Source organism: Ohtaekwangia sp. (assembly GCF_036786105.1).
Lineage (GTDB): Bacteria > Bacteroidota > Bacteroidia > Cytophagales > Cyclobacteriaceae > Ohtaekwangia.
Window position 1 is genome coordinate 19,378 of the sequence record NZ_DAIQRQ010000021.1, and the last position, 12,724, is coordinate 32,101.

At 41.3% G+C, this 12,724-nt stretch carries 7 protein-coding genes; 4 read left to right on the forward strand and 3 right to left on the reverse strand.

All coding sequences use genetic code 11. The annotated features are described in order from the left end of the window. Positions 1-14 precede the first annotated feature (14 nt). The 3 genes from V7Q33_RS11030 to V7Q33_RS11040 all read left to right on the forward strand — a co-directional run bounded on the left by V7Q33_RS11030 (position 15) and on the right by V7Q33_RS11040 (position 8,112). Positions 15-1,136 carry a DegT/DnrJ/EryC1/StrS family aminotransferase gene (locus V7Q33_RS11030; RefSeq protein ID WP_331976483.1) on the forward strand — a complete coding sequence of 374 codons (1,122 nt, stop codon included), beginning with the start codon at positions 15-17 and terminating at the stop codon, positions 1,134-1,136. An 84-nt stretch (positions 1,137-1,220) separates the two neighbouring features. Next, positions 1,221-5,996, forward strand: coding sequence for a hypothetical protein (locus V7Q33_RS11035; RefSeq protein ID WP_333819875.1), 4,776 nt, complete (start codon positions 1,221-1,223; stop codon positions 5,994-5,996). Positions 5,997-6,243: 247 nt separating this feature from the next. Then, the gene (locus tag V7Q33_RS11040; protein WP_333819876.1) at positions 6,244-8,112 is read left to right on the forward strand and encodes a polysaccharide biosynthesis protein; all 1,869 of its coding nucleotides are present in this window, start codon (positions 6,244-6,246) and stop codon (positions 8,110-8,112) included. Positions 8,113-8,164: 52 nt separating this feature from the next. On the opposite strand, the gene V7Q33_RS11045 is transcribed toward V7Q33_RS11040, so the two are convergent. Both V7Q33_RS11045 and sucC read right to left on the reverse strand, forming a co-directional pair. Then, positions 8,165-9,031 carry a DUF6089 family protein gene (locus tag V7Q33_RS11045; RefSeq protein ID WP_333819877.1) on the reverse strand — a complete coding sequence of 289 codons (867 nt, stop codon included), beginning with the start codon at positions 9,029-9,031 and terminating at the stop codon, positions 8,165-8,167. A gap of 63 nt (positions 9,032-9,094) precedes the next feature. Continuing rightward, the gene (sucC, locus tag V7Q33_RS11050) at positions 9,095-10,306 is read right to left on the reverse strand and encodes an ADP-forming succinate--CoA ligase subunit beta (protein ID WP_331976491.1); all 1,212 of its coding nucleotides are present in this window, start codon (positions 10,304-10,306) and stop codon (positions 9,095-9,097) included. A 70-nt stretch (positions 10,307-10,376) separates the two neighbouring features. Between sucC and V7Q33_RS11055 the strand changes: the two genes are divergently transcribed. Continuing rightward, positions 10,377-11,033: an ABC transporter ATP-binding protein gene (locus tag V7Q33_RS11055; protein WP_333819878.1), complete on the forward strand. Its 657-nt coding sequence runs from the start codon at positions 10,377-10,379 to the stop codon at positions 11,031-11,033. A 282-nt stretch (positions 11,034-11,315) separates the two neighbouring features. On the opposite strand, the gene mtaB is transcribed toward V7Q33_RS11055, so the two are convergent. Next, a complete protein-coding gene (gene mtaB, locus V7Q33_RS11060; RefSeq protein ID WP_333819879.1) occupies positions 11,316-12,635 on the reverse strand; it encodes a tRNA (N(6)-L-threonylcarbamoyladenosine(37)-C(2))-methylthiotransferase MtaB in 1,320 nt (439 codons plus the stop codon). Positions 12,636-12,724 lie beyond the last annotated feature (89 nt).

Consider the following 12,724-nt stretch of genomic DNA (forward strand, 5'->3'; position numbering starts at 1 on the left):
TATATTTAACTTTTATGGATAAGGAAAAGATATGGCTTTCTTCGCCTCATATGGGTGGAGATGAGATTAGATTCGTGAATGAAGCTTTTGAAACAAACTGGATATCACCGGTAGGGCCTCATATAAATGCATTCGAAGAAGCACTTGCAAACTATAATGAAGTAAAATACTGCGCAGCGCTTTCTTCCGGTACAGCTGCAATTCATTTGGCGCTAATAATGTTGAATGTCAAAGCTGGAGATGAAGTTATATGTTCTTCTTTTACCTTCTCCGGTTCCTGCAATCCTATAGCTTATCAAGGGGCTGTACCCGTCTTTGTGGATTCTGAACTGGATTCATGGAATATGGATCCCATTTTATTAGAAGAAGCAATCAAAGACCGCATTGCAAAAGGCAAGAAGCCCAAGGCAATTATTGTTGTTCACCTTTATGGTATGCCTGCCAAAGTAAATGAGATTTCTGCGATTGCAAAGCAATATGAGATACCCTTGATTGAAGATGCCGCAGAAGGATTGGGTTCAACCTATTTCGGGAAGAAGCTTGGATCAATCGGCGATATAGGCATTTATTCATTTAACGGTAACAAGATCATTACTACTTCCGGTGGTGGTGCACTGGTTTCAAATAATAAAGATTGGGTTACCAACGCTAAATTTTTGGCAACACAGGCCCGTGATCCGGCGCCCCATTATGAACACACCCATATAGGTTATAACTATCGTCTTAGCAATATATCTGCAGGGATAGGACGAGGACAACTGCTTGTCCTGGATGAAAGAATAAAACAACGGAGAACTGTTTTCGAATTTTATAGATCACGATTAGCAGATATAAATGGGATTCAATTTCAGTCAGAGATTCCGGGCGCATTTTCGAATAGATGGCTGACAACAATACTCATTAACCCGGCACAAGCAGGCTTTGACAGAGAGAGCGTCAGGGAAAAACTCGAAAAAGAAAATATTGAGAGCAGACCACTTTGGAAACCAATGCATCTTCAGCCAGTTTTTAAGCATCACCCTGCATATCTGTCCGGGGTGTCTGAAGAATTGTTCAATATTGGATTGTGCCTTCCCTCCGGTTCCAATCTTACTGAGAATCAATTAGAAAGAATAGTCAGCGTGATGAAAAAATAAAGGAAAAGGGGTTGAACATTTAAGTTGAATATGTAGTAACTTACATGTTCTAACTTGTGTGCGGAAAACTTGACCCCCTTTCCTATGAACACGATCAACTACCTGAAGGCAACATCTATAGTCTGCGTGTTGCTTTCCACATCGCAGATTCAAGCTCAAACAATTACATCAAATCAAGACGGTCCGTGGAACGCAACCTCCACCTGGATCGGTGGTGTGATTCCAACAACCACTAACTCTACATCCATTGTTGTGAATCACAATGTTTCAATCCCAAGTGGGTATTCCGTTACAGTCGATGGCTTAACGTTGAATGGACAATTGACGATAAACACAGGAGGAACATTAAGTTTACTGTCACAAACAAGTCCAGGTTTTGTACAAAACCATGTGTATGGTACGCTGGTCAGGCAGAACACATCAAATCTTACCGGAGCTACAGGCAGCAATTTGATTTTTGAATCAGGCTCTACTTACAACCATTTATTTACAACAACACAAGGAGCTGTTCCGCTTGCTTTTTGGAATGCCAACTCAACGGTGTTGATACAGGGATATACCTCTGTCACCACTGCCACTGCAGCCGGAAATTGGTCTCAGCCTTTCGGAAACGTAACGTGGAATTGTATATCCCAGACCGGTACCTTTAATATGAATGGACTATTGACTACTGTTACCGGGAACTTGCGCATACTGAATACAGGAACAGGTATATTTCAAATGGCAACGTCCCAAAATCCCACCGTATCAATAGGAGGGAACCTGTCAATAGAAGGTAATTCTCGCGTTCGGTTGTCAACTACGGGGGCTGCTCCGGGAACAGTGTATAACATCACAGGCAGTTTCATGTATAGTTCTGTTAACCCAAGTGGTTCGGACATTACAACGTCAGGGGTTTGTACTTTAAATATATACGATTTTAACATGGATGCCGCTGGAGGACTATTGGCTATATCGCGCAACGGAATCGGATCGCTTAATATTATCCACAACTATGAGTTGATAGGAGGGACATTTTCAGAGATAGGTGTTGGCAGCGGTAACATAAATTTTATAGGACCTAACCTAGCACATACATTCTCTAATACAGGTACTATATCTACAGCCAGTTTATTGAGATATACTTTACCGGCGTCACATTCACTTCGGGTTCTCGGTGAATCACAGATTATGGGAGGAGCTGGTAGTTCATTAACAGTTGGAGGAACTCTCATTGTTGAATCTGAAAATTCTACGGGTGCGATAATAACAGGCTCGGGAACCGGTGTTGGGAATATTCGTGTAGTGACCCGGACATTTAATGTAGGTTCGCGAATTGTTTACGGTGGATCAAATCCACAATTTATAGGGAATGGACATCCTTCTGCTTCTGGCGTTGATGCAGAAATAGATAATGCTTCCGGAGTTTCAATTGAATTAGGAACTCCTGCTTCGCTAACCCTTGGAAGAGATCTTTATGTAACAAATGGTAATCTTACCATTGCGAATGACAATTTAGTTGTCTCCCGGGATGCTCATCTTAATGGTGGAAATTTAATCTTAGCAACCTTAACGACAACGGCCAGATCTGTTCAGGTAAATGGCAATCTTGATTTATCGGGAGGCAATGTTGAGGTGAATAGTGGAAATGGAAATGCCATTGTTATTATCAATGGAACCCTGAGCGGGACGAACAATATAGTTTTTAATGGCAATAATTGTAACCTTCAAATTAATGGCACTGGCAACCTGGGCAGGGATTTCCCGCTACAGGGACCTGCTTCTATAGAAGCAATAACAGTAAACAGAGCTGCGGGCACTGTAGTTTTTTCTCAGAATGTTACAACGTTAAATCTGACTATCAGCAATGGCAATGTTGATATGAATGCTCCATTGGTAGTGAATGACGATTTGAACCTGGCAACGGGTACAACCTTGTTTATAGAAGATCAGGTATTGGAACTGCGATCCCAATTCAATAACAGATTATCGGGAGGATATATTTCGTCTAACGAAAACTCAACGTTAAATATACTCAATGCGGGCACGTTAGGTACACTTACATTTTCTCCAACAGGCAATTCGCTGGGAAGCTTCTTACTGAACAGACCTACCGGAGGAACATTAGTAACGCTGAATAGTGAACTGACGGTATTAAATACTTTTACATTAGCGGATGGCATCTTTAACAATATATCCGGATTAACATTTGGAAGCGGGGCAGCAGTAACAAGAAATTCAGCCGCATCATTTACATCAACAAGCCTGGCGCCAAGTGGAGGCCCCTACAATTTAACTTATACGGGTGGATCTATGTTAACCGGAGTTGAAATTAAGGGAGCCGTTAATAACATAACCTGTAGCGCAGGTACAGTTACCCTAACGTCATCTCTATTGGCTCAGGGAGAATTTACGCTTACCTCTGGAACATTTACCTGTGGCATTAATCCTGTTTCAATTGCCTCCTTAAGAAATTTGACCGGCACTTTTAATGCACCCAGATCTACCTTAACAATCTCAGGTAATATTTTAAACAACAGTACATTTAACAGAAATAATGGTACTATCGTTTTTAACGGCAACACTACTATTGCGGGCGCGGTTAATCCCTCATTCCAAAATATTGTTATTAATGGCAGCTTAACAGCCCCCGCTGTATTAAATGTACACGGTGCTTTTACCAATGAGGGAAATTTTGTAGCGGGCAATGGCACAGTAGCCTTTCTCGGAACGGCATCAGTTAGCCAAGTGATAAGCGGCGGTAGTATAACAAGATTTAATAACATGACTGTTTCCAATACAACGGCTGCGCCTGATGTCAGGATTGAGAATAGACAGGAGTTGATAGGAGTATTAACACTCGCTACCAATGCAACTGTAGACGCAGATGGAGGTACAAACTCCGGAGTATTTACCGTTCTTTCTACCAGTGATAATCCCTCAATTGGTGGAGCGATAGCTGCTTTATCAGGTACGGCTCAAGTTCAGGGAAATGTTACGATACAACGGTACATGTCAATTGAAGGGGGAAGTAACAGTCCTTTCTTCAATAATGGCAGAATCTATAGATATATATCATCACCTGTTCAAAATGCTTTGGTTCAGGATATTCAAAATGAAATACCCATAACAGGATCATTTACAGGAACGAGTATTTGTACTGGATGCAATACCTCTCAATCTATGTTTTCTTATAATGAGTCCGTCATTACAGATACCAATGGTAACGGCGTTAATGATATAAATGATGGTTATTTGGATTTTCCACTCAATAGCAATACTGAAACTTTAACAACGGGAAGGGGCTATGCAATATTTGTTCGTGGGAATATAGATCCTATTGCTTCGAGGGGCAATGCCCTGTGGGACGTACGTAATCCAATAAATGCCGGAGCTGTTAACTTTACTCCGCTGGTTTCCTATACGTCTTCAGGTAACAATGCCAATGACGGTTGGAATCTTGTTGGTAATCCGTACCCTTCAACAATAGATTGGAATGCTTCTACCGGGTGGACGAAAACAGGATTGAATAACACTATATACATGGCCGATAATTCTGTAAGTCCACTGGTATATGCTACATTTAATGGTACAGTAGGCACAAATGGAGGAAGCAGATATATACCCATTGGGCAAGCGTTTTTTGTAAAAAGCAACGGAGGCCCTATTACATTTAGCTGCTCGGAGTCTGTGAAAGCCCCATCCAGTCAGGGTATTTTTTTTAGGGAGGCTACACCATCCAATTTATTGAGAGTAACTCTGAGCCAGGGTAATTACCGGGATGAGACCGTGATTCATTTCCGTGAAGATGCGACTGAGCAATTTGATAGCCATGCTGATGCTTATAAACTCCCGAATGAGATTTTCAATCTCTCAACCGTACTAAAAAGCGGTCAAAAAGCGTCAATAAATTCGTTACCTTTTTTGAAATGTGAGAATGACATTTCATTGGATATATCCAATGCCGGGGAGGGGCATTACAAGCTGATTTTTTCAGAGATTGAATCATTTGATAATGGGGCAACAATATCACTCCTCGATAATTTTTTGGGCAGGCGAATCAATCTGAATGAGTTCACTATATATGATTTCGATATAACGTCTGATGTAAAAAGCTTTGGCATGAAGAGATTTGTTGTTCGGATTTCTCCCAAGCCACATGAACTGGATATTTTCAGTCAGGACATAATATGCAAAGGAAATGATGCTTTAATAACCATTAAAGGTACTGAGTATAATAGTTATGCAGCCAAATTGAATGATTCTGTTATGGACAGTGTCTATGGCTATACCGGATCCATCACGCTACGAATTCCACAACAGAAATTGAATGCGGGAATAAATGAAATCTCCCTACTTGGCTGGTCTAATCAATGCAACGCCGTTCCTGCTTTTAGGTATTATATTCCTCTTCATGTTGAAGAAATTCAACAAGCCGCAATTGAGATTCAAGATAACATGCAATTAGTGTCAAATTATAAAAGTGGAAACACTTGGTATTATAACGGTTTGATTAAGGGAACAGATGTTACGTTACCTATTGAAGCTTTTGGAATGTATGAGTTGGTGGTGGAATCAAAAGGGTGTTTAACGAAAACAAGTAAAGAAATCATAGCGTCAGAAAATTCTTCGCTACCTGGCCTGATCATTTATCCAAATCCGGTTACTTATGGCAAACTTTTGACAATAAAGTTGGAGGAAGCTGATTGTAAGAGCGTATTTGTTACTAACTCCTTGGGTAACAGGGTGGGGCAGGTTGATCTGAGACCGAGTGAAAACCAGGGATACATAGGAACATTTGATTTAAGTCTATTTCCTTCAGGACTTTATTTCATTAATTTTGATGGAGAAATCAGTATTAAGGTACTAAACTTAAAATGATGCGGAGGTATAGACTCGTTTTTGCCGTTATGTTTTGTTTTACAAGCTTAACTCTTTTTGGGCAACCGGGGAACCCAACTACAGACCCGGACGCTGGAGCGGTACCAATAACAGGTATTGAATGGCTTATAGCAGGAGGTTGTGCTTTAGGGTTGAGGAAGCTTTTGGGTTTTAAAAAGCTTTCAAAAGAATAAGTGATTTAAAAACATCGTCCTTGTTTAATCAAATTGTAAACCGGCTTACCTTTTTGCCCAGGTGGGTTATTATTTTAATCGACCTGCTGGTAGTGTCATTGTCTTTGGCATTAGCTTTTTTTCTCAGGTTTAATTTTAATTGGAAGACCATTGCGGTATTTAGCCCGCACTATACTATCCCCCTGGCGCTTTTGGTTTCATTAGTGTCAACACTTATTACGAAATCATACGCTGGAATCGTCCGTTACACCGGTATACAGGATGCAGTCAGAATCCTGTACACGGAGTTCCTGAGCGTTTCTATTCTTACTGCTTTAAATCTGATTTACTTTTACAACTTCAGTAAAAATCTCATTCCCTTTTCGGTAATCTTTATTTCATTTTTTGTTTCATCATTACTCTTATACCAATATAGGCTTATAGTAAAAAGCATCTTCAACCACTATAAGTCTCGATTTCCGAATAAAATTCCTGTGCTGATTTTTGGAGCAGGCGTTGCTGGTTTTTTAACAAAACAGGCAATAGAGTCTGATATGACCGGTCAATACAAATTGGTAGGTATAATTGACGATGACCCTAAAAAAAATGGAAAGGATATTAATGGGACAAAAATATATAGCTATGACAAGCTTACGGAGCTCGTTAATAAATTTAAAGTAAAGAAAATTGTAATTGCTGTCAGAAACCTTTCAATCGATCGGAAGAATGAAATTGTAGATGATGCTTTGAATCATTTGATTCGGGTTAGTTATGTAACGTCTTTTGATAAATGGCTAAAGAATGATTGGGACGTTAAAGAAATACGGGACATTAACATTGAGGATCTTCTCGGTAGGGAAGTGATAAAATTAAATAACAAAGCTATTGAAGAAGATGTGCAGGGAAAAATCATTTGTATTACCGGCGCAGCGGGCTCAATCGGATCCGAACTGGCAAGACAGATACTGAACTTTAAACCGTCAACGCTGATCTTGATTGATCAGGCGGAATCTCCGCTATATGAAATTGAACGGGAGCTGCGGAATAAGAACAAGCAAACAAGAATCTTTGTATTCATAGCCGATGTTTGTAACAAAATAAGAATAAGAAGAATCTTTGAAGAGTTTCGCCCGGAGATGCTTTTCCATGCAGCAGCTTATAAACATGTTCCGCTCATGGAGAGTAATCCGTCAGAAGCGGTAAGCGTTAATATTTTTGGCACCCGATTGCTGGCCGATCTTGCTATCGAATTCAAGGTAAAGAAGTTCGTTATGATCTCTACGGATAAGGCTGTCAATCCTACAAACGTAATGGGGTGTACAAAGAGAATTGCTGAGATTTATGTTCAATCTCTCGATAGACATCTTGAAAGGATGGGCATAGCCAAGACGTCTTTTGTAACCACGCGATTTGGCAATGTCCTGGGATCCAATGGTTCAGTCATTCCTATTTTTAAAGAGCAAATAAAAAAGGGAGGACCTGTTACGGTTACTCACCCTGAAATAACCAGATTTTTCATGACTATTCCAGAAGCATGCGAACTGGTAATAGAGGCTGGTGTTATGGGACGAGGAGGTGAGATTTTTATTTTTGATATGGGAAAACCTGTAAAAATCTACGATTTAGCCCGCAGGATGATTAAGCTATCTGGCAAAGAGCTAAATAAGGATATAGAGATAGTATTTACTGGTTTGAGGGATGGCGAGAAACTCTATGAAGAACTGCTGAATGATCAGGAGAATACAATTGCAACGCACCATGAAAAGATATTAAAGGCAAAAGTATCTGAGTATATGTATGAGGAGATTTGCAAGAGCCTTGATTTACTAGAGGATTTTATCGAGGATAGAAACGAACACAAAATGGTAACGTTAATGAAGGAAATTGTTCCTGAATACAAAAGCAACTACTCTCGTTTCGAAATTTTGGATGTAAGTAGTTAAAAAAACAAACGGACAACTTTATCAGGTTGTCCGTTTGTTTTTTGTTTCTGTTCTAAGGCCTTCTATAATAGTATTTTCGTTTTCGATTGTAGAGCTTCCGTTGTGAATCTTGAAAAATTTCGGTCGGGAGATAGTATTGCAGCGTGATATTTGCTAAAAAGTATCCGTCATTCTTATTGGGATTTCCTCTTACACCCTGTTGAGAGGGGATTGGGGGCTGGGTACCAATTTCAACTCTCCGATCTGAAAGAGCTCTTGAAAGATCGCTTTTTAAAGTTGATGCTTCCGGATACCTCCTTACGCTTACATCATCCAGATGGTCGGTGAAGGTTATTCTATATCCACCTTCTATCAAAATATTAAAGAAAGGATCGAGTTTAATACGTGCACCCAAACCAATCGGAATCACAGGAGTGACTCTACTATATCCACTGCCTTCGGTCTGTAGAGGTTCAAGTGCATAAGTTTTCCCTTTGTACTCAGCCTTTGGATTAAAATATAATAGACCTATACCAGCAAAAGCATGCAAATTTATTTGCGACCGTTGATAAAACCGAAGCCCCACAGGACTAAGATTCAAAACCCCGAGCGCACTTAATTCAATGTTGCTTGACTTGAATGAAAGATTTCTCTCTTGTCTGTCATCATTTGCTTTTGCGTCGTTACCTGAGATTTGAAAAAATGTAAGCGTGGTACGGACGCTTATGCGCTCACGCAAATAGTACTCAGCATTTGCAGCGATGTTAAACTTCAGGGCACCAAATTCTCCAGGGTTAACCATTTCGCCATAGTAATTGGCTGTTCCGGAACCAAAACCGACAAGCAAATTTCTATTTCTCCTTGTAGAGTAAAAGCTTTGCGCTTCCATGAAGGAGGGGATCAGACAAATAGCAACGAGAAACCAAAGGAGCCTTTTCATTGATCGGGTTTACGGTCAAAGTTTATACAATATAGCAATTTTGACAGGCTATGTCAGAAAACTCTATGCCAATACTTCTTTTACTCGCTGAGCCGCATCTTTCAGCACGATAGCTGAATACACTTTAAGCCCCGATTGTTCGATGATTTTTGCTCCTTCTTCCGCATTCGTTCCCTGTAATCTTACAATAATTGGCACTTTAATGTCTCCAATCTTTTTATAGGCTTCTACTACACCATTGGCTACACGGTCGCAGCGAACAATACCCCCAAATATATTAATCAGGATGGCTTTTACATTTGGATCCTTCAGAATTATGCGGAAACCGGCTTCTACTGTTTCGGCATTGGCACCACCACCTACGTCAAGGAAGTTTGCAGGCTCACCGCCCGACAACTTGATAATGTCCATGGTAGCCATTGCCAAACCGGCACCATTAACCATACAACCAACGTTACCATCGAGTTTTACATAGTTCAATCCGGCTGTACCAGCCTCAACTTCCAATGGATCTTCTTCTGAGATGTCGCGAAGTTCTGCAAGGTCTTTATGACGATAAAGGGCGTTATCATCCAGATTCACTTTTGCATCAACTGCAAGAATCTTATTATCAGATGTTTTCAATAACGGGTTGATCTCAAACATAGAAGCATCCAGTCCGAGATAGGCATTGTAAAGTGAATTGATGAACTTTACACCTTCTTTGAAGGCATTACCTTCCCAACCAAGAGAAAAGGCAATCTTGCGGGCCTGGAATGGCTGAAGACCCAACAGCGGATCAATCCACTCTTTGATAATTTTTTCAGGATGAGTTTCTGCTACTTCCTCGATGTTCATACCGCCTTCTGTTGAAGCCATAATTACCGGGCAACCTTTTGAACGGTCGAGCAGAATGCTCATATAATATTCTTTTGGTTCGCTTTCACCGGGATAATAAACATCTTCGGCAATCAGAACCTTATTTACTTTTTTACCTTCCGGACCAGTCTGAATTGTTACCAGCGTACCACCCAGAATAGCTTTTACCTTATCAGGAACTTCATTTATACCTTTGGCCAGAACAACTCCTCTGGAGCCGGTTTCTTTCACGGTACCTTTCCCACGTCCTCCCGCATGTATCTGAGACTTAACGACAAACCACTTCGTGCCTGTTTCAGCTTGCAATTCTTTTGCTGCACTTACAGCGCTGTCAGGGGTATCTGCCACGATGCCTCGTTGAACTGCCACTCCATATTTCTTAAGAATTTCTTTGCCTTGGTATTCGTGAATGTTCATTGCATTTTTTGTTTTGGGCGAAACTAGCGTATTTAAAGCTTTATTTCAAAGGGAATATATATAATTAGCGATGTTACGAGCAACGCAGATAGAAAAATCGTATGGACAATTAAAGGTGCTGAAAGGCGTGGATCTCGAAGTAAGCCAGGGTGAAGTAGTGGCTATTGTTGGAGCTTCCGGAGCAGGCAAAAGTACGTTGCTACATATTCTGGGAACGCTGGATACACCGGATAAAGGCAGTATACATATCCAGGGGCAAAACGTATTTGCACAGTCAGCCAAGAACTTAGCAGCGTTCAGGAACCGTTCTATCGGATTTGTTTTTCAGTTTCATAATCTGTTGCCGGAATTTTCTGCTCTTGAAAATGTGCTGATACCGGGATTGATCAGGAACCTGCAAAGTGAAACTGATATGCGAAAGCGGGCGGAAGAATTGTTATCGATGCTCGGACTAAGCTCGCGCATGCATCATAAGCCATCAGAATTGTCAGGAGGAGAGCAGCAGCGTACGGCTGTAGCACGGGCACTCATTAACGCCCCAGCCATTATTCTGGCCGATGAGCCCAGCGGAAATCTGGATTCCAAAAATGCGTTGGAGCTTCATTCTCTTTTCTTTCAACTTCGGGAGGAGCTAAAGCAGACATTCATTATCGTTACGCATAACGAAGAGCTTTCCAAAATGGCTGACCGGAGAATTGAGATAAAGGACGGAATTGTGAGCCAGTAAAAAATAAAAGAAGAGAACCCAGCACTTCCAACTTCGTTGACCTTGGTTCTCTCTTTTCTTGATTAAGCAGGTTTGAGTAGGCTCCGCTTATTTCTTTTTGTAACCCTAAATGTGATACAAATATATAGCGATCACAGAAGGTAATTTTTTGAGACTAAGCCTATAAAGCACGGTGTAAGAAGATGGAATTATCTCCACAATATGCTGATCAAAATTCCCAAAATGTACCTGAGAGGAGCGAAACCTTACGAGTAATCTTACCTGGAAAAACGCACGAACGAATCAGTGTGCCAACACTTCAGAGAAAGTGTCTTCAACCTCAACAAGACCGAGATTGTTAATGGCGATCAGTTTTACCCGCTTTAATTCATTGATGAGAATCGGATCGTACTTGGCCGTAACGCGAATATAGTTCTCCGTGAATCCATGCATCATACCATTCTCAACGTCATTCTCAAACAACACAGTGGATTCACGGCCCAGGTTGTCTTCATAGAATTTCCTTCGCTTTTTATCAGAAAGAATATGCAGCATTTTGGAACGATCTGCCCGCTGGTTTCCGGGCACAGATCCAGGCATTATCGCTGCAGGCGTGTTCTCCCGTTCGGAGTATGTAAACACGTGGAGGTAGGATATATCCAGTTCATTCAAAAACTGGTATGTCTCCAGGAAGTCATCCTGTGTTTCGCCAGGAAAGCCCACAATCACATCAACACCGATGCAAGCGTGTGGCATGAGTGATTTGATCTTCGCCACACGATCGGTATACAACTCACGCAAGTAGCGTCTGCGCATGAGTTTCAGAATCTTGTTAGAGCCGGACTGGAGTGGTATATGAAAATGAGGAACGAATCTTTTCGATGTTGTTACAAACTCAATGATTTCATCCGTCAGGAGATTGGGCTCGATAGATGAAATTCTAAACCGATCGATTCCATCAACATTATCAAGCGCTTTCACCAGGTCAACAAAGCGTTCTATACGTGTGCCGTTTTGGATTCCAAAGTCGCCTGTGTTTACACCGGTTAATACGATCTCACGAACTTCGGTCTTTGCGATCTCATGTGCTGTCTTGAGTATATTTTGAATGCTGTCGCTTCGGCTGCTGCCGCGGGCCAGTGGAATGGTGCAGAAGGTGCACGAATAGTCGCAGCCGTCCTGCACTTTCAGAAAAGTACGGGTGCGATCGTTGATCGAGTAGGAGGTATTGAAAGTGTTGGCCTGCTCGACATCAGAAGCAAATACTTCAGTTTGGGGCTTTCTTACAAAACCATCGAGTAATTCCACCAACCGGAATTTTTCTGCTGCTCCTAAAACGGCATCTATGCCTGGTATTTCGGATATCTCCTGTGGTTTGAGCTGTGCATAGCAACCGATAATGGCTACATAGGCTTCAGGCGATATACCGCGTGCTTCGCGTACGATCTTGTGACATTTCTTGTCGGCATTTTCCGTTACCGAGCAGGTGTTGATGATGAAAATATCAGGAGTATCTGTAAAATCGACCTTTTTATAGCCCTTTTCCTCGAACATGCGGGAAATAGTGGAGGTCTCTGAATAATTCAGTTTGCAACCCAGCGTATAAAAAGCGACTTTTTTCATGATCAAGCCCGCAAAGATAGGGGTTTACGTGTTTAGGTGTTTACGCGTGCACATGTTTATGTTGGGAGGCTTGAACCGTACACACCTAA

Bases quoted from the DNA above. Each gene is read 5' to 3' on its own strand.
- V7Q33_RS11055 (WP_333819878.1), top strand. From the start codon at position 10,377: ATGTTACGAGCAACGCAGATAGAAAAATCGTATGGACAATTAAAGGTG.
- V7Q33_RS11045 (WP_333819877.1), bottom strand. From the start codon at position 9,031: ATGAAAAGGCTCCTTTGGTTTCTCGTTGCTATTTGTCTGATCCCCTCC.
- V7Q33_RS11030 (WP_331976483.1), top strand. From the start codon at position 15: ATGGATAAGGAAAAGATATGGCTTTCTTCGCCTCATATGGGTGGAGAT.
- sucC (WP_331976491.1), bottom strand. From the start codon at position 10,306: ATGAACATTCACGAATACCAAGGCAAAGAAATTCTTAAGAAATATGGA.
- mtaB (WP_333819879.1), bottom strand. From the start codon at position 12,635: ATGAAAAAAGTCGCTTTTTATACGCTGGGTTGCAAACTGAATTATTCA.
- V7Q33_RS11035 (WP_333819875.1), top strand. From the start codon at position 1,221: ATGAACACGATCAACTACCTGAAGGCAACATCTATAGTCTGCGTGTTG.